Source organism: Aquidulcibacter paucihalophilus (assembly GCF_002105465.1).
GTDB lineage: Bacteria > Pseudomonadota > Alphaproteobacteria > Caulobacterales > Aquidulcibacteraceae > Aquidulcibacter > Aquidulcibacter paucihalophilus.
Map to the genome: position 1 here is coordinate 17,656 of NZ_NCSQ01000148.1, position 16,930 is coordinate 34,585.

Below are 16,930 nucleotides of genomic sequence, written 5' to 3' on the forward strand. Positions count from 1 at the left end.
CCTTTTGGTCCGACAACCTCCATGTAGGAAGCCTTAGCGTTCCGCGCTACAAATCCCGCGTTTCGACGTGCCGTTCAAGAAGTCCAACATGGCTTGAACCTGTTCATTGTCTTGGAAGCTTTCGCTGACATCGGAAATGCGGTCCTGCAAGGGCGTAACATCATCGCCAAACAGCATATCAAAGGCGGCAAGAATATCGCGGATTTGGGCGGTTGAGTTACCGCGCCGCTTGAAGCCCACAATGTTCAAGCCCTTCAAATGCGCCGGATTGCCATTGGCCATAGCAAACGGAATGACATCGCGCGTCACCAAAGCCAAAGCGCCGATAAAGGCAAAGGTCCCAATGCGCGTCCATTGGTGCACCGCCGCCAAACCACCAATATAGACGCCCTTGGCCAAATGGGCGTGGCCGCCCAGGGTCGCGCTGCGCGCCAGGATGCAATTATCTTCCACCACACAATCATGGGCGACATGGGAATTGTCCATGAAATAGCAGCCATCGCCAATTTTGGTCAGGCCCTGATCGCGGGTTGAGCCGCGGTGCATGGTCACATGTTCGCGGATGACACAGGACGCGCCAATGACAAGCTGGGTGTCGCTATCCTGATAGGGATGGATTTGCGGTGGGCCACCCAGAACGGCAAAGGGCCATACTTGCGTAGTGGCCCCGATGCTGACCCGGCCATAAGTCGTGACGTTAGACACCAAATGCGCATCTGGCCCGATGGTTGTTTGGCTGGAAATATAGCAAAAAGGGCCGATTTTGGCCCCATCATGGATCACAGCACCATCTTCAATGACGGCCGAGGGATGGATGGTTGCGCTCATGCCAAATCTACTTTCATGGCAGCCCATTCCGCCTCACAGGCCAATTGGCCATCTACTTCTGCTTTACCGGCAAATTTGTAGATATTGCGGCGGCCTAACAGCACCTCGACCTGAATGTTCAACACATCCCCCGGCCGCACTGGACGGCGGAATTTCGCATTATCGACCGACATAAACATAATGCCGGCTGTCTTGGCGTCGACCTTTAAGGTCTTGGACATCAGTACAGCGCTGGCTTGGGCCATGGCTTCAATCTGCAAGACACCGGGCATTAGCGGGCGGCTTGGAAAATGGCCCTGAAAGAAGGGTTCATTGGCCGTTACGCACTTAATCCCGCGAATGCTCTGTCCCTCGACATAGTCAAAGCACCGATCAATCAACAGAAACGGGAAGCGGTGCGGGATCAGGCGTTCAATTTCGTCGCAATCAATCATGTCGCTCATAGTGATTCCCCACCCTTCGGGCTTGCTTGTGGTTTTGGGTTGACCAGTCGTTTGAGGGCAACCGATTCTCGCAGCCATTGTCGCAGCGGTTTGGCGGGATAGCCACCCCAGGCCTCGCCCGCAGGAACCGATTCCAAGACACCACTTCCCGCAGCGATCACCACGCGCTCACCCACTTGAATGTGATCACCCAAGCCGACGCGCCCGCCCATCATGACATTGTCGCCAATTTCGCACGAGCCGGAAATCCCGCCGAACGCCGCGATCACGACCCCCAGCCCAAGTTGGCAATTATGCGCAATTTGCGTGAAATTGTCGATTTTACAGCCAATACCTAAAACCGTATCGCCAAAAGCGCCGCGATCTACAGCACATAATGAGCCAACAGATACGTCATCTTGCAAAATGGCCCGACCCAATTGCGGCACATCAACCGGACCATTGGCCGTAGGGGCGACGCCAAAGCCGACCTCACCAATCACACTGCCGGAAGAAATCGTGACCCGGTCGCCGATCAAAGCGCAATAAATGGTGACATTGGCCCCGATCCGGCAATTTCGCCCAATCGCAACTCCTGGCCCGATGACGCTATTGGGGCCAATTGTGGTGCCTTGGCCAATCTCAACATCCTCACCAATAACCACACCGCGGCCAATAATGACATTGGCTTCAAGCTTGACGGAGGCAGGGACAGCAGGGGCTGTCGGGTCAAAGTCGCGACGCGCGACAAGCGCTGCGGCCGCAGCGGCAAAAACGGCGCGCGGTTCTTTCACGATCAAGGGTGCCACGCCCGCTGGCAACAGGGCGGCATGTTCAGCCCGAACGAGACAGGCCCCTGCCTTGGTTTCTATCAGCGACTGCCCTTTGGCTGGTCCCTGACAAAAGGCAAGATCAGATGGTGTTGCTTGATCGAGGGGCGCGCAGCTTCTGAGGGCCAGATTCGGATCAAAGCCTCCCGGTAATTCCGCCCGCACCACTTGGGCCAATTCGGCCAAGGTTTTGGGCCCAAGGAGCCTGTAGAAGCGCGGATCAATCATCTTTTGGGCTCCGAGTCGGATAGTCTAGGCCTCTATAAGCGAATTATCGCAAGCCCACGCAAGCCCGACACGCAGGATAAAAAACGCGGCCCCCGGATAGGAGACCGCGCTTTAGGCGTCGTGGTGGCCGATTGCGGCACTTGCCCGCAATGCGGGCAGCCCCTTAGGGGCGACGGGGTGCTGCTGCTGGTGGACGCGCTGGCAGAGGTGCGCCCGCAGGTGCGGCCGCTGGGGCTGCTCCGGCAGCTGGAGCGGCAGCAGGCGCGCCTTGGGTTGGCAAGGTTGCACGGACCACATTGATCGTCTTGGTGGTGGCATTCAGGCGCGTGATCAAATCAGCGGTCATGTCGACGCCAGGAATGAAGGCCTCCACTTGGTTTGCCGAAATGGCGATCAAACCGTTGCGGGCAACCAAGGTTTGCTGAAGCACAGGGGCAATCGCCTTGTTGAAGGCGTCAATCGCATTGCGCTCGGTCAATTGCATGACTTGGCTCAAACGCTCTTGCTTTTGCTGGAACTCATTATTGAGGCGCTGAAAAGCTTCTTGGCGCTGACGACCGGCCACACTTTGCGACTCTTGAACCGAGCTTGCGAGGATGGCGCGCAATTCAGATTCAAGCTGGCGCTGATCTGGTTCTAATTCACGATTGATTTGGTCGCGAATGGCTTTGAGCTTGTTCGACATATCTTGGCCGGCCAAGCTGTCTTGGATCAAAGCGCCGAGGTCATAGACCACCACTGGGCTTAAAACGGCTGGCGCGCCGGCTGGGCGCGCGGGGGCAGCCGCAGCGGCTGGCGCTGGGGCTGGGACGGGCACTGGGGTTTGCGCGTAGGCGGAGGTTGCCGCCAACAAGGCTGCAACGCCAGCCATCAGATCGTGTGCTTTCATAGATGTTTCTCCTGGAAAATTGAGGGCAGATCGCCCTAGAAATTGGTCGCGGTCGAGAACCGGAAGGTTTCAGCCTTGTCGTAATCCTGTTTCAAGAAGGGATTTGAGAAGTCAAACCGAACAGGGCCAAATGGGGAAACCCAGTTGACAGACAAGCCTGCAGAGGCGCGCAAGGCCAAGCCATCACGGGTGTTTTGATAGGTGCCGTAATTGATGTCCCCCTTGGCCTTGTCAATTGGATCAAGGCCGCCCAGCGTGCCAACATCTAAGAAGAGCGCCGCTGAAATGCCGTAGGATTCAGGCAGAGGTGTCGGAACGGTCAATTCAAAAGAGGCGATGCCATAGGTTTTGCCGCCCAAAGCGTCGCCATAAACGGTTCGTACAGTCTGCGACAAACCATCGGGTTGGGTTGAATCAGCATCACGTACAGAGAAGACGGTACGTGGACCAATCCCGGCAATTTCAAAGCCACGGAAGCTTTGGCCGCCCTTGAAGAAGCGGTCGTTGACGCGAATTGTATCGCCATCCCATCCGGCAATATGGCCTGCATTCAATGTGGCACTGGCGCGCCAGCCCGGGAATAGTCCGCGATAAATGCCGCCTTGGAACTCCGTCCGATGGTATTTGACGCCAGTGCCGACGCCCGCAAAATCTTGGCTCAGCGAGATATCAAAGCCACGCGTTGGGCGGCGCGGATCATTGCGACGATCCCAGTTAAATGAATAGCCCGCCAGCGAGGTGGTGGTCTTGCCGAGCGAGCGACACAGCGCGCTGGCATTCAACAACGGCGTACCATCCGCATTGAAGCAGGATACAGACGGGATTTCGTTGGTGTCATTGCGATAGGTGTAACGGAAGCCCAAGCTACGATCTTCGGCCAGCGGGAACCCGCCGCGCAAGCCAAAACCGGTCGAATTGGTAGAGAAACCCGCCTCGCGCAAATAGTCTTGTTCGACCGAGAAGATGTCGATACCGGCGGCAATATTGCGCCCCATAAAGCGCGGTTCGGTGAAGCGAATATCGATGTTCCTCGTGCGCGAACTGGTTTCAACACGGAAGCGCAAGAACTGGCCCCGGCCGCGCAAGTTACGCTGTGAGATTGACACGGCGAAATTATAGGCTTCTTGCGAGGCATAGCCGACCGAAAAGGCCAGTTCGCCGGTTGCTTGTTCTTCAACCTTCACTTCCACGACGGTTCGGTCGGGCAGCGAGCCGGGCTTTTCCTCAATCTCAACTTCCTTAAAGAAGCCAAGCGCCTTCACGCGGTTCTTCGAGCGGTCGATCAAGACGCGGTTAAAGGCATCGCCTTCGGCCAAGCGCAATTCACGGCGAATGACTTGGTCCAATGTGGCTGTGTTACCAATCACATCGATGCGCTCCACATAGACACGTGGGCCTTCGTCAACGTCAAAAACAATATTGACCTTGCGGTTATCACGATCGGCGGTCTCGCGTGGGCGGACGTCCACGAAGGCATAACCGGAAGAACCTGCGGCAAAGGTGATTGATTCAATCGCCTTCTCCACCAGGTCACGCTCAAACATCGCACCGCTGCGGATGGGAATGAAGGCACGCAGCACATCCCCACTCAGTTTCGAGTTCTTGGTGTTTACCGTGATGTCGCCAAAGGTGTATTTCGGCCCCTCTTCCACCGCATAGGTAACGTAGAAGTCCTTATGATCGGGCGTCAATTCAGCCACCGCTGATTTCACACGGAAATCATAGTGACCTTCATTGAGATAAAATTTGCGCAATTGCTCGCGATCATAATCCAATTTGTCTGGATCATAATTGTCTTTGCTGGAGAAGAAACGCCACCACTCAGACTCTTGGGTCACAACCACGCTCTTTAGGCGCGAGTCGGAAAAAGCCTGATTGCCAATGAAATTGACTTTGCGAATGCCCGTTGTGCGGCCTTCATTGATCTCAAAGATCAAATCGACACGGTTGGACGGCAGGACCTTGATCTTCGGCACAATATTGGCCGCAAATTTGCCAGAGCGGCGATAGACTTCCTGCATACGGCGAATATCAGCTTGCACGCGGTTTTGCGTGAACCACGAACGCGGCTTGATCTGCACTTCTTTCTCAAGCTTGTCCTTGGTAACCGCACTATTGCCTTCAAACAGGACTTGGTTGACGGTTGGGTTTTCCGCCACTTTCACAACCAAGGTCTGGCCGCGCTGTTCAAATTCGACATTGGCAAAAAAGCCAGTCGCAAACAGCGTCTTCAAGGCAATGTCGATCCGCTCGGGGCTGAAAGGCTCGCCAGGCTGGATGGCGACATAGGCCAGAACGGTAGCGGTCTCGATGCGTTGATTGCCTTCTACCGCCACACTCGTGATGATCTGCGGGGCCGCAGCTTCGCCGCCATCACCAGCCTGTTGGGCAAAGGCCAAAGGGCCATAGCAAGCGTTCACTGCCAGTGCAGCAACCCCGCCAATCAGCAGACGTTTAATTGATGCCATAAAGGAGCCCGTTAAACCTTGTTGTACGCGTGCCATGCAGGTCACGCCCGAGTTTCAGAAGTGGTGGATAGACAATTTGGGACAGCAATCCTAGCCCGCAGCGACAAAGCCTTTCAGCACATTGAATAAACCAGTCCTCTCGAGATCTTGGAAAGTCGCAAAAACGAATAAACTCAAGATACAAACGAGACCAACTTGGAAGCTGATCGCCTGCACTTTCTCAGGGATTGGTTTACCACGAATAGCCTCAGCCGCGTAAAATACCAAGTGCCCGCCATCGAGAACCGGCAGAGGCAGAAGATTCATAAAGCCAACGGCAATCGAAAGAACAGCGGCAAGGCGCACCAAACCAATCCCAACTGATTCGGCGACTTGCACCGCACTGGCGTCTGGCCCTGCGCTTTCAACCGAGTTTTCCGTGACTTTGCCCGCGATCTGATAGATGCCCAAAGGTCCATTCAAATGGCCAGCAGACATCCCCCCCCGCAATAGCGCAGTGATAAAATTCACCTGCGTGCTGATGATAGCCCCTGTCTGCTCACCACCACGCACCACGGCTTCAAACGGATTATAGGTGCGATGTTCGATGGTTTCTTTGCTGAAACGGGTCTCAATGCCCAAAAGGCCTTGGGTTTCAGTGTCGCCAAAAGGTGTCTTTTTCTCAACGATTTTGGGGGTGACAGTGATCGGCACTTCAGCCCCACCGCGCTTCAATACAAGGCGCATTTCCTTGCCACCTGAAACCATGATGGCCGTCTGAAGCTCAACAAAGTCGTCAACCTTATTGCCATTAATCTCGACAACTTCATCGCCCGCCTTGATCCCAGCAGCAGCAGCGGCACCATCTGGCAGAACGTTTGAAATGACCGGCCGCTGAACGGTCTCGCCGAACATGGCAAAGAAGACGGCAAAGACCGCGATGGAAAATGCAAAGTTGAACGCAGGCCCCGCCGCAGTAACAGCTGCCCGGACGCCCACAGGTTGGGCGTGAAATAGGCCGCTGCTTTTGTCGGCTTTAGCTTGGGTAAAGTCGGGCTGGGAGGCGGCGTCCTTATCGCCTTCAAATTTGACATAGCCGCCCAGGGGCAGTGCGCCAATGCGCCACCGAACGCCCACTTTCGACGTCCAAGCAATCAATTCCGGGCCAAAGCCAATCGAAAAAGATTCAACCTTGACCTTAAACCAGCGCGCAACTTGGTAATGCCCATACTCATGAACAAAGACAACGATACTCAATACCACCACAAAGGAGGCCAAGCTGACTGCTATGCCGCTAATATTTTCCAACATCCTACCAAGAACTCCGGCCCAGAAGACGCTGCCGCACCGGCCTAGGCCGAGACGAACTTGCGCTTCGCAATGTTTTGAGTGGCAATGCTACGGCCCGCCTCATCAGCAGCATAGACATCATCCAAGTCTCCCAAAGCAGCATCCATGCCAAGGCGGCAGGCTTCTTCCATGGTTTCCGACACGATTGCGGCAATTTCTGGAAAGGAAACATTACGATCCAGAAAGGCTTGCACAGCCACTTCATTTGACGCGTTTAAGATCGTGGGTGCCGCGCCTTTCATCTGCAGCGCGCAGCGGGCAAGGTTGAGCGCAGGAAATCTTTCTAAATCAGGTAGTTCAAAGTCTAACTTTGCAATGGCTGCTAAGTCTAATCGCGGCGCGGAGGTCACCAAACGCGCCGGCCAAGCCAGTGCATGGGCAATAGGAATGCGCATATCCGCTGCACCTAATTGTGCTAAAACACTGCCATCTTCATACGCCACTAAGCTGTGGATAACCGATTGCGGGTGAACCAGCACATCGATCTTGTTTTCCGGCATCCCAAAAAGAAGCGCGGCCTCGATTAGTTCGAGGCCTTTGTTCATCAAAGTGGCACTGTCGACCGAAATTTTCTGTCCCATGGACCAATTGGGATGGGCGACGGCTTGCTCGGGCGTGGCTGCGGCAATGGCAGTTGCACTCCAAGTCCGAAACGGGCCACCCGAAGCGGTCAGAATCAGTTTTTCGACCCGGTCGGATTGGTCCAAGACTTGGAAAATCGCATTATGCTCGCTATCGACCGGTAGGATCCGCGCCCCGCCGTCCTGCACCGCCTTCAAAAAGACAGAGCCTGCGCAGACCAAGCATTCCTTATTGGCCAGGGCAATGGTGGCCCCCCGTTTGGCTGCTGCAAGAGCTGGAGCAAGGCCTGCGGCCCCTACAATAGCTGCCATCACCAGTTCGGCTGGGCGGGCTGCGGCTTCGACCAAGGCCTCAGGCCCAAGCCCGATTGCAACCCCTTTTCCTGCCAAGGCGGCTTCAAGCTGTGGCCCAAAACGCGCATCGCCCAACGCGACATAGCTGGCCCCTGTCGCAAGGGCCTGTTCCGCCAAGCCAGCCCAATCGCGATTGGCCGTTAAGGCGATCACACGATAGCTGTCTTCTTTGCCGGCAGCACGCGCCCGCGCATTGGCTTCCATCACCACGTCTAGCGTAGCTTGCCCGACGGAGCCTGTGGCCCCCAAAATAGTCAAAGATTTCGTCATGTTCATGTCAGCATAGCGCGCAAACCGGGAATAACCAGCAAAATGGCCACAAAGGCCAAAGCTGCGGCTAAATGCCCATCCAGCCGGTCCAACACACCGCCATGGCCAGGAATAACGCCCGACGCATCCTTGACGCCATAATAGCGTTTAGCCAGCGATTCTAAGAGGTCGCCGCCTTGCGAGACCACTGCCAAGAGCCAACCGACCAGCGCCCACGCCAACGGATCTGTGCCCGACAACCAGCCATAGAGCGCACCTGCCATAATGCCGGCAGCCGTCCCCCCCAAAGAACCAGACCAGGTTTTATTGGGGCTAATGATTGGGAAAAGCTTTGGGCCGCCTACGACGCGCCCAACCAGATAAGCCATCGAATCGGTGGACCACACAATCGCAAACAGGCCAAACATCAGACTGCGGCCCACGTCGTCTTGGCCGCGGAGGCCAGCCAACGCCCAGCCCGACAGGGCAAGGTAAATTGAGCCGGCCATCGCAAGATAGCCAAATTCGCGTGGAGAGCGCACCAAGGTCAAGAAGAAGCCCAGCGCAGCTAAAGCCTCATAGGCGCGCGGCAAAAGAACAAAGCAAAGGCCACAGATCGCTGCGATCAACGCCCGCGGCACCAGATCAACTGCTTTTGGGGCAATCATTCGGCCCCATTCAAATGCGAGGGCGGCCATGATGGTCGCCGCCAAAAGCGCCCAGCCAATTCCGCCGATCCAAGCCCCTGTAAGACTGAGAACCACCATTACAACAGCCGAAACAAAGCGAACCCGAAGGTCTGCCCCCAATTTGTTGGCCGCTAGGCCAATGGAGAAGGCAGATTGCTTAGGGTCATGGTCCGGCGTGGGGTCCAAGGTCACACGCCCCCGTAGCGACGGTTTCGTTTGGCAAAGACTTGAAGGGCTTCTTCCAATTGCGGTCGGCCAAAATCGGGCCAAAGCGTATCGAAGACGAGGAATTCCGCATAGGCTGATTGCCAAATCAGGAAATTAGACAAGCGCTGTTCACCGCTGGTGCGGATCACCAAGTCTGGATTGGGCCAGTCGCGGCTGGGCAAGAATTGGGCGATCGTGTCAGGTCCAATGGTCTCGGGATCCATCAGGCCTGCTGCAGCTTGACGGGCGATCTCTTGGGTCGCGCGCGCGATTTCCGCTTGGCCGCCATAATTAAAGGCAATGACCAAGGTCATGATTGTGTTGGCTTCGGTTTGCTTTTCCGCCTGATCCATCAGGGTCAGAATATCGGCAGGCACACCTTCACGCTCGCCCAGAACCCGGATGCGCACCCCCGCCCGGTCAAGACGCGTCAAGTCCGAGCGGATGAAGCCACGCAACAAGCCAAATAGGGCTTCGATCTCATCGGGTGGTCTGCGCCAATTTTCTGTCGAAAACGCATAGACGGTCAGGACCTCAATCCCGAGGTCACCGGCTGCTTCGACCGTATTGCGCAGGGCTTGGACACCCGCTGAATGGCCAAAGGCGCGGGGCATGCCCCGCGCGGTCGCCCAGCGGCCATTGCCATCCATGATGATGGCGATATGACGCGGACGCGCACCTGCCTCACCCCCTGTCCGGGGTGACAGCTGATGCGCGGCCTTTGCGGCCCAGTCAGCGAGCGCCCCGGCCATCCTAAACTTGCATAATCTCGTCTTCCTTCGTCTTCATGGTCTGGTCGACCTGCTTGACGAAGGAGTCCGTGGCTTCTTGGACTTGGGCGGACAGCTTCTTCAACTGATCTTCGCTAATGTCGCCGTCCTTCTCGGACTTCTTCAATTGCTCCATCGCGTCGCGACGCACGTTGCGAATGGCCACGCGGGCCGCTTCGGCATATTTGCCCGACAATTTCACCAGTTCGCGGCGGCGCTCTTCGTTCAGCGGTGGAATAGGAACCCGCAGAGTCATGCCATCGACGACCGGATTGAGGCCGATGCCGGCGTTACGAATGGCCTTATCGACCACATTCACCATGGACTTTTCCCACACGGTCACGGTCAACAAACGCGGCTCCGGCGAGGAAATCGCCCCGACTTGGTTCAAGGGCACCATGGCACCATAGGATTCCACCATTACGGGTTCCAACAAATTGACGTTGGCCCGGCCGGTTCGCAAGCCTTGAAAATCGCTTTTCAAAGCCGTTATCGCGCCTTCCATTCGGCGCTTGGTGTCTTGGAGATCAAAGGTCGGCATGGTTCAGTTGTCCGTTATGACGGTGCAGACTCCGGTGCCCGCAAGCACCTCGGCCAAGCGCCCGGGTTGACGAATGTTGAAAACGATAATGGGGATGTTGCTGTCACGCATCATGGAAACTGCAGAAGCATCCATCACTTTGAGGTTCTTGGCCAAGACATCTGTATAGGACAGCTTGTCATAGCGGGTAGCGGTAGGATCGGTTTTGGGGTCTGCCGTATAGACACCATCCACGCCAGTGCCCTTCAACAAGGCGTCACAACCCATTTCAGCAGCACGCAAAGCCGCCCCCGAATCTGTGGTGAAGAAGGGGCTGCCAACGCCAGCGGCAAAAATCACAATGCGGCCCTTTTCCATGTGGCGCATGGCGCGGCGGCGAATATAGGGCTCACACACGGTCTGCATAGGAATAGCTGATTGCACGCGGGTATGAACGCCAATGCTCTCCAAAGCCCCTTGCAGCGCCAATGCGTTCATGATGGTGGCTAACATGCCCATATAATCGGCTGTCGCCCGTTCCATCCCCTTGGCCGCGCCAGAGATGCCGCGGAAGATATTGCCACCCCCAATGACCAAACATAATTCAATGCCGGAATCGCGGGCCGCTTTGACGTCGTGCGCAAATCCGAGACAGGTTTCCTGATCAATCCCAAATTGACCATCGCCCATCAGCGCCTCACCCGAAATCTTCAATAAGATACGGCGGGGTTTCTGGTTTTTTGGCTCGGCTACTTCATTCATTTGGCTGCGTCTCCCAGCATTCGGTAAGCCCTACCATGACTCGCCCGAAAGCATGCAGGCAGGTCTTCTGACAGACCAAGGGCGGCACGCCAAGCATGCCGCCCTGTTTCTTGTCAGCAAAGTGTCATCTTTCACTTTGCTCATCACGCTCTATTCAGCAATCACGGCCAAAAGAGGAAGATTTTTGGGCTTAAGTGCCGCTCAAAGCGGCCACTTCTGCGGCGAAATCATCTTCTTTTTTCTCAACGCCATCACCCAGCTTGAACATCGCAAAGCCCGTGACTTCGGCGCTGATGCCAGCTGCTTTTGCTGTTTCAGCAACAAACGCTGCAACCGTCTGATCTGGGTTCATAACGAAGGGCTGCTGCAACAGCACCACTTCTTCATAGAACTTGCGGATGCGGCCTTCGATCATGCGGGCAATGACATCCTCAGGCTTGCCGCTCTCGCGGGCCTGTTCGGTCAACACCTGACGCTCACGCTCCACCACAGCAGGGTCAAGATCGTCGGTCTTCAGCGACAAAGGCGCGGTCGCCGCGATATGCATCGCAACCTTACGGCCGATGTCATTGGCAACTGCGGCGTCACCTGCGGTTTCAACACCAACCAATACGCCAATGCGGCCCAAGCCGTCGCCGATTGCAGTGTGGATGTAGGAAGCCACAACACCATGATTGACCGATACTTTTGCCATGCGGCGCAAGGTCATGTTTTCGCCAATGGTGGCGATCAGATTGGTCACAAAATCGTTCACAGTGCCTTCGCCGGTTGGCGCAGGTGCGGCACCCAAAGCTTCAATCGAGTCAAAACCATGGGCCAACTTGGTGATACCACTCACAGCAGCTTGGAATTGCTCGTTACGCGACACGAAGTCGGTTTCTGCATTCAGCTCGACCAACACACCGGTGTTGCCCGAAACATAAACGCCAACCAGGCCTTCAGCAGCCGCACGGTCAGCTTTCTTTGCAGCCTTCGACAGGCCCTTTGCACGCAACCAGTCAATCGATGCCTCGATGTCACCATTGTTTTCGGTCAGCGCTTTTTTGCAGTCCATCATGCCAACGCCGGTCTTCTCGCGAAGATCCTTGACGAGGGCAGCCGTAATCTCGGCCATAATCGCCTCCAGGGTAGAGTGTTTGTGGGGTCCGCCTTGGCCCGTGGTCAGCACAAACCAAGGCGGGAAATTTTAAGCTTCAAGAGGAGCTTCGACGTCGCCATCAACCGATTCTGCGACAGCTTCTTCGGTGACTTGAGCCAAAACAGGCTCAACTGGGTTTTCCATTGCACCCAAATCAACGCCAGCTGACGATTGACCTTCAGCCAAACCATCCAAAGCGGCATCGGCAATCAGGTCGCAGAACAATTGGATCGAACGCGCTGCGTCGTCATTACCTGGGATTGGGAAATCGACTTCGTCGGGATCGCAATTGCTGTCGATCATCGCGGCAACCGGGATACCCAATTTCTTGGCTTCCTTGATCGCAATCGCTTCCTTGTTGGTGTCGATCACGAACATCAAGTCAGGAATACCGCCCATGTCGCGAATCCCGCCGAGCGAACGCTCCAGCTTTTCATATTCGCGGGTCAGGTTCAGAATTTCCTTCTTGGTCAAACCTGCAGGTGCGTCGCCTTGTACAATGGCTTCAACTTCGCGCATGCGAGCAATCGACTTCGAAATCGTCTGCCAGTTGGTCAGCGTGCCACCCAGCCACCGGCTGTTGACATAATATTGGGCGCAGCGCTTGGCAGCAGCGGCTACAGGGTCGGATGCTTGGCGCTTGGTGCCGACGAACAAAACGCGGCCACCCTTTGCAGTCACGTCCCGGACGCGCAGCAAAGCCTGGTGCAACAAAGGCACGGTTTGGCTCAAGTCGAGGATGTGGATGTTGGCGCGTTCACCGAAGATGAAGCGCTTCATCTTGGGATTCCAACGGTGGGTCTGGTGACCAAAATGTGCGCCCGCTTCGAGCAATTGGCGCATAGTAAAATCTGGCACTGCCATGATATTTCAATCCTTTTTCCGGCTAGCCTCCGCGAGCAGGAGCGGCCTCGGAATGAGAACCGCGCCGGATGGACGAACGACCCCTACCCATCCCCGAAGGAACAAAAAAGGGTTCGCGCGCCGCGAGCCCGCGTGCGTGATGGCGGTTGTGTAGGCGCAATGCCCTCAAAACTCAAGGCTTGACGGCAGTTGGCGGTGTGTGTGGGATTTGTGCACAGAGGCAGAGCTTGCCCCTCACCCCATTTCTGCAGCCAAGAAAGCCGCAGCGCGGCGGGCACCTTTGAGGCGTTGTTCAGGAGTGGACCAATCGCCATTGACGACCATCTTGCCATCAGGCCGCAGGCGGAACAGGGCTGGCTGTTTCTGGACAGCCGCGACCAGCTTCATGGCGTCGGGTGCGGATTCTGGGCGGAAAGTCAGCACCGCGCCCTTGGGCCCTGCATCCAGCTTGGCGATATGGGCTTTGCGACACAGGGCCTTAACACCGGCAATCTCGATGAGTTGGCGGGCTTCCTCTGGCAAGGGGCCAAATCGGTCGGCCAATTCTGCAGCATAGCTGTCGCGGTCTGCATCGCTCTCAAGCTCACTCAAGCGGCGATAGAGCGACAGGCGCACATTGAGGTCTGGCACATAGTCTTCGGGGATCAAAACCGCGACCCCCAGATTGATGGCCGGCGACCACGACCGGGCTGAAACCACTTCGCCGCCATCTTGTAGGCTTGCAACCGCCTCTTCCAGCATTTGCTGATAAAGCTCGACGCCCACTTCGCGAATATTGCCCGATTGCTCTTCGCCCAGAAGGTTGCCACCCCCGCGCATATCAAGGTCGTGGCTGGCCAATTGGAAACCGGCCCCGAGTGAGTCGAGGGATTGCAGGATTTTGAGCCGCTTCTCGGCGCTTGGCGTGGTGGGCTTTTCAGCGGGGACCGTCAGATAGGCATAGGCGCGGGTCTTGGATCGGCCCACCCGGCCCCGCAATTGATACATTTGCGCGAGGCCAAACATATCGGCCCGCCAGGTAATCAGCGTATTGGCGCGGGGAATATCCAAGCCGCTCTCCACAATCGTGGTGGAGATCAGCACATCATAGACGCCTTCATAAAAGGCCGTCACGATCGGCTCCATCTGGGTTGGGCTCATCTGACCATGTGCCACAGCATAGGTCATTTCGGGCACCATTTCCTTCATGAAACGCTCAATATCGTCCAGATGCTCCACGCGCGGGGCGACGAAGAAGGCCTGTCCGCCGCGATATTTCTCCCGCAGCAAAGCCTCACGAATGGTGATCGGGTCCCATGGAGTCACATAGGTCCGCACGGCCAAGCGGTCGACTGGCGGGGTTGCGATGATCGACATTTCGCGGATGCCAGCCAGCGACAATTGCAACGTGCGCGGGATTGGCGTGGCCGAGAGCGTCAGCACATGGGTGTCGGTACGCAATTCCTTCAGCCGCTCTTTATGCTTCACGCCGAAATGCTGTTCTTCATCCACAATCACAAGGCCCAAATCGCGGATCGTGAGGTCTTTGGCAAAGACGGCATGGGTGCCGACCACAATGTCGATCTTTCCATCGGCGAGGTCACGCTTGGTCTCAGCCGTTTCCTTCGCCCCCACCATACGTGACAATTGCCGCACGCGGATCGGCCAGCCACGGAAGCGTTCGCTAAAGGTCTTAAAATGCTGGCGCGAGAGCAAAGTGGTTGGGCACACAACGGCGACCTGTCGTCCACTCATCGCCACCACAAAGGCTGTGCGAAGGGCGACTTCGGTTTTGCCAAAGCCCACATCGCCGCAAATCAGGCGGTCCATTGGATGGCCAGCAGCCAGATCGTTGAAAATGTCCTCCAAGGCCGACAATTGATCGTCGGTCTCATCCCAGGGGAAGCGGGCGCAAAACTCGTCATAATCGCCAGAACTGGCCAGAATGGGCTCAGACACTTTAGCCGCGCGTGCTGCCGCGATTTTGATAAGCACCTCAGCCATGTCCTTCAGACGCTGCTTGGCCTTGGCCTTGCGACCCTGCCAAGCCACCCCACCCAATTTGTCTAGCAGGGCGGTTGCATCCTCAGAGCCATAGCGGGAGACAAGTTCGATATTCTCGACCGGCAGAAAGAGCTTGTCGCCACCAGCATAGATGAGTTCGAGGCAATCATGAGGTGCACCCTGAACATCCAAGGTCCGCAGACCCTCATACCGCCCAATGCCGTGGTCGATATGAACCACCAAATCGCCAGCAGACAGGCTTCCTGCTTCCAGAATGATGCTGGCAGCCTTTCGCCGCTTGCGAGCACGGCCCAAACGCTCACCCAGAATGTCTTGCTCGGAAAGGATCGCATAATCTTCGGCGACAAAACCGCGCTCGAGCGGCAGGACCGCGAGACCAATCGCACCGTGAGGGATCAGAGCAATCGCATCGGCATTGGGCAGTGGGAATAAGGCTGCCATCCCATGCTCTTGCAACACATGGCCCAAACGCTCGGCGGAGCCATCGGTCCAAGCCGCCAGAATGGGTTTGATACCTTGGGCGGCCAAAGCCTCAACATGTTGGCGTGCCGCATCCCAAACATTGACGCCTTCGGTAGCGCGTTCGGCGGCGAAGTTGCGGCCTGCTTTGGCGCCACTTTCTATCAAGGCTTGGCCACCTTCGGCCTCTTGATAGGCGCTGAGACGGCGCACATCGCGGCTGGCCAAAAGGCCTTCCAGTTCAGGGATAGTGGCATAAAGCCGCTCTGGCGGGAGCGGATTATACGGGGCAGAACCCTTGGGCGGGGGGATACGCCGCGCCTCGTAATAATCCATCACTTGGGCGGCGCGCTCAGATGCTGCATCCATGGCATGGGGGTCAAGACTGATCAGGGCTTGGGGGCCCACATAGTCTAGCACTGTCTCCATATGCTCATGAAATAAGGGCAGCCAATGCTCCATGCCGTTGCGCCGCATGCGCTTGGTGACAGCCTCATAGAGCGGGTCGCCTTGGGCGGCGCCAAATAGTTCCAAATAGCCGAGACGGAAGCGGCTTGCTGCAGCATCATCCAAAATGGCTTCAGATACCGGGGCCAGCACGACGCCTTGTAATTGGTGGGTGGAGCGCTGGGTTTCAGGGTCAAAGCTGCGAATGCTTTCCAACGTATCGCCAAACAGGTCGAGGCGGACCGGCTCTGGCAGTTCTGGCGGGAAAAGGTCGATTACACCGCCGCGAATGGCAAAATCGCCCCGCTCGCGCACGGTTGCAGTGCGCACATAGCCATTGGCGGCAAAATAGGCCTGAATCGCGCTGACATCGAGGATTTGGCCGGGCTTGGCCGAAAAAGAGGCTGCACGCAGGCGGTCTCGTGGCGCGACCCGCTGCAGGAGTGCGCCACCTGTCGTCAACACCAAAAGGGGCGGATCGCCCTCCTTTCGCCGGATCAAATGGGTCAGTGTTGACAGGCGTGTCGCGCTGATTTCAGGCGCTGGCCCAACCCGGTCATAGGGCAGACAATCCCAAGCTGGCAGACGCACCACCGCGAGGCTTGGCGCATAAAAGCGCACAGCAGCCAAAAAGCTTGAAGCTTGCGCATCATCGCGCGCCACATGCAGTGTTACCCCGCCGCGCAGCATGGCTGCGCGCGCCAATAGTCCTGCGTCATAGCCTTCTACGGCACCTGACACGCGCAATGGTCCAACGGCGTTGGCGAGGGTTTCGACAAGAGAGATCGGCATGGGAGCTATGCTTTGCGGAGAATGGTCACGCGATATAGCGATCCCCTGCCCCCTTGGCGAGGGTCAGACTTCAGTCAGTCCGGGCCTATGTCGGCACCCG

14 protein-coding genes are annotated in these 16,930 nt (G+C 56.7%); all 14 read right to left on the reverse strand.

Annotation, left to right across the window (positions count from 1 at the left end; translation table 11 throughout):
- Positions 1-33 precede the first annotated feature (33 nt).
- The 14 genes from lpxA to mfd all read right to left on the reverse strand — a co-directional run bounded on the left by lpxA (position 34) and on the right by mfd (position 16,830).
- Positions 34-828: an acyl-ACP--UDP-N-acetylglucosamine O-acyltransferase gene (lpxA, locus tag B7364_RS09885; protein WP_157893632.1), complete on the reverse strand. Its 795-nt coding sequence runs from the start codon at positions 826-828 to the stop codon at positions 34-36.
- Entirely contained in the window at positions 825-1,271 is a 447-nt protein-coding gene (gene fabZ, locus B7364_RS09890; protein ID WP_085339851.1) for a 3-hydroxyacyl-ACP dehydratase FabZ, read from the reverse strand. The genes lpxA and fabZ overlap by 4 nt, the downstream gene beginning before the upstream one ends.
- A complete protein-coding gene (lpxD, locus tag B7364_RS09895; RefSeq protein WP_085339852.1) occupies positions 1,268-2,308 on the reverse strand; it encodes a UDP-3-O-(3-hydroxymyristoyl)glucosamine N-acyltransferase in 1,041 nt (346 codons plus the stop codon). The genes fabZ and lpxD overlap by 4 nt, the downstream gene beginning before the upstream one ends.
- A 163-nt stretch (positions 2,309-2,471) precedes the next feature.
- Entirely contained in the window at positions 2,472-3,197 is a 726-nt protein-coding gene (locus B7364_RS09900) for an OmpH family outer membrane protein (RefSeq protein WP_085339854.1), read from the reverse strand.
- A gap of 35 nt (positions 3,198-3,232) precedes the next feature.
- Positions 3,233-5,701, reverse strand: a complete 2,469-nt coding sequence (bamA, locus tag B7364_RS09905) for an outer membrane protein assembly factor BamA (protein ID WP_198534178.1) — start codon at positions 5,699-5,701, stop codon at positions 3,233-3,235.
- Positions 5,702-5,755: 54 nt separating this feature from the next.
- Positions 5,756-6,955: a M50 family metallopeptidase gene (locus B7364_RS09910; protein WP_085339855.1), complete on the reverse strand. Its 1,200-nt coding sequence runs from the start codon at positions 6,953-6,955 to the stop codon at positions 5,756-5,758.
- 41 nt (positions 6,956-6,996) lie between these two features.
- A complete protein-coding gene (gene dxr / locus B7364_RS09915; RefSeq protein WP_085339856.1) occupies positions 6,997-8,205 on the reverse strand; it encodes a 1-deoxy-D-xylulose-5-phosphate reductoisomerase in 1,209 nt (402 codons plus the stop codon).
- A complete protein-coding gene (locus B7364_RS09920) occupies positions 8,202-9,053 on the reverse strand; it encodes a phosphatidate cytidylyltransferase (protein ID WP_157893633.1) in 852 nt (283 codons plus the stop codon). Before B7364_RS09920 ends, dxr begins: the two co-directional genes overlap by 4 nt.
- A 2-nt stretch (positions 9,054-9,055) precedes the next feature.
- Positions 9,056-9,826, reverse strand: coding sequence for an isoprenyl transferase (locus B7364_RS09925; RefSeq protein WP_085339859.1), 771 nt, complete (start codon positions 9,824-9,826; stop codon positions 9,056-9,058).
- Between the two features lies 1 nt (position 9,827).
- Positions 9,828-10,385, reverse strand: coding sequence for a ribosome recycling factor (gene frr / locus B7364_RS09930; RefSeq protein WP_085339860.1), 558 nt, complete (start codon positions 10,383-10,385; stop codon positions 9,828-9,830).
- Positions 10,386-10,388: 3 nt separating this feature from the next.
- On the reverse strand, positions 10,389-11,126 hold the full coding sequence (gene pyrH, locus B7364_RS09935) for a UMP kinase (RefSeq protein ID WP_085339861.1): 738 nt from the start codon (positions 11,124-11,126) through the stop codon (positions 10,389-10,391).
- 190 nt (positions 11,127-11,316) lie between these two features.
- Entirely contained in the window at positions 11,317-12,240 is a 924-nt protein-coding gene (tsf, locus tag B7364_RS09940; RefSeq protein ID WP_085339898.1) for a translation elongation factor Ts, read from the reverse strand.
- Between the two features lie 72 nt (positions 12,241-12,312).
- Positions 12,313-13,128: a 30S ribosomal protein S2 gene (gene rpsB / locus B7364_RS09945; protein WP_085339863.1), complete on the reverse strand. Its 816-nt coding sequence runs from the start codon at positions 13,126-13,128 to the stop codon at positions 12,313-12,315.
- Positions 13,129-13,362: 234 nt separating this feature from the next.
- Entirely contained in the window at positions 13,363-16,830 is a 3,468-nt protein-coding gene (gene mfd / locus B7364_RS09950; protein WP_106407607.1) for a transcription-repair coupling factor, read from the reverse strand.
- Positions 16,831-16,930 lie beyond the last annotated feature (100 nt).

What these genes read in the sequence shown, in the direction of transcription:
- lpxA (WP_157893632.1), bottom strand. Translation starts at nt 828, where the DNA reads ATGAGCGCAACCATCCATCCCTCGGCCGTCATTGAAGATGGTGCTGTG.
- fabZ (WP_085339851.1), bottom strand. Translation starts at nt 1,271, where the DNA reads ATGAGCGACATGATTGATTGCGACGAAATTGAACGCCTGATCCCGCAC.
- lpxD (WP_085339852.1), bottom strand. Translation starts at nt 2,308, where the DNA reads ATGATTGATCCGCGCTTCTACAGGCTCCTTGGGCCCAAAACCTTGGCC.
- B7364_RS09900 (WP_085339854.1), bottom strand. Translation starts at nt 3,197, where the DNA reads ATGAAAGCACACGATCTGATGGCTGGCGTTGCAGCCTTGTTGGCGGCA.
- bamA (WP_198534178.1), bottom strand. Translation starts at nt 5,701, where the DNA reads ATGGCACGCGTACAACAAGGTTTAACGGGCTCCTTTATGGCATCAATT.
- B7364_RS09910 (WP_085339855.1), bottom strand. Translation starts at nt 6,955, where the DNA reads ATGTTGGAAAATATTAGCGGCATAGCAGTCAGCTTGGCCTCCTTTGTG.
- dxr (WP_085339856.1), bottom strand. Translation starts at nt 8,205, where the DNA reads ATGAACATGACGAAATCTTTGACTATTTTGGGGGCCACAGGCTCCGTC.
- B7364_RS09925 (WP_085339859.1), bottom strand. Translation starts at nt 9,826, where the DNA reads ATGGCCGGGGCGCTCGCTGACTGGGCCGCAAAGGCCGCGCATCAGCTG.
- frr (WP_085339860.1), bottom strand. Translation starts at nt 10,385, where the DNA reads ATGCCGACCTTTGATCTCCAAGACACCAAGCGCCGAATGGAAGGCGCG.
- pyrH (WP_085339861.1), bottom strand. Translation starts at nt 11,126, where the DNA reads ATGAATGAAGTAGCCGAGCCAAAAAACCAGAAACCCCGCCGTATCTTA.
- tsf (WP_085339898.1), bottom strand. Translation starts at nt 12,240, where the DNA reads ATGGCCGAGATTACGGCTGCCCTCGTCAAGGATCTTCGCGAGAAGACC.
- rpsB (WP_085339863.1), bottom strand. Translation starts at nt 13,128, where the DNA reads ATGGCAGTGCCAGATTTTACTATGCGCCAATTGCTCGAAGCGGGCGCA.
- mfd (WP_106407607.1), bottom strand. Translation starts at nt 16,830, where the DNA reads ATGCCGATCTCTCTTGTCGAAACCCTCGCCAACGCCGTTGGACCATTG.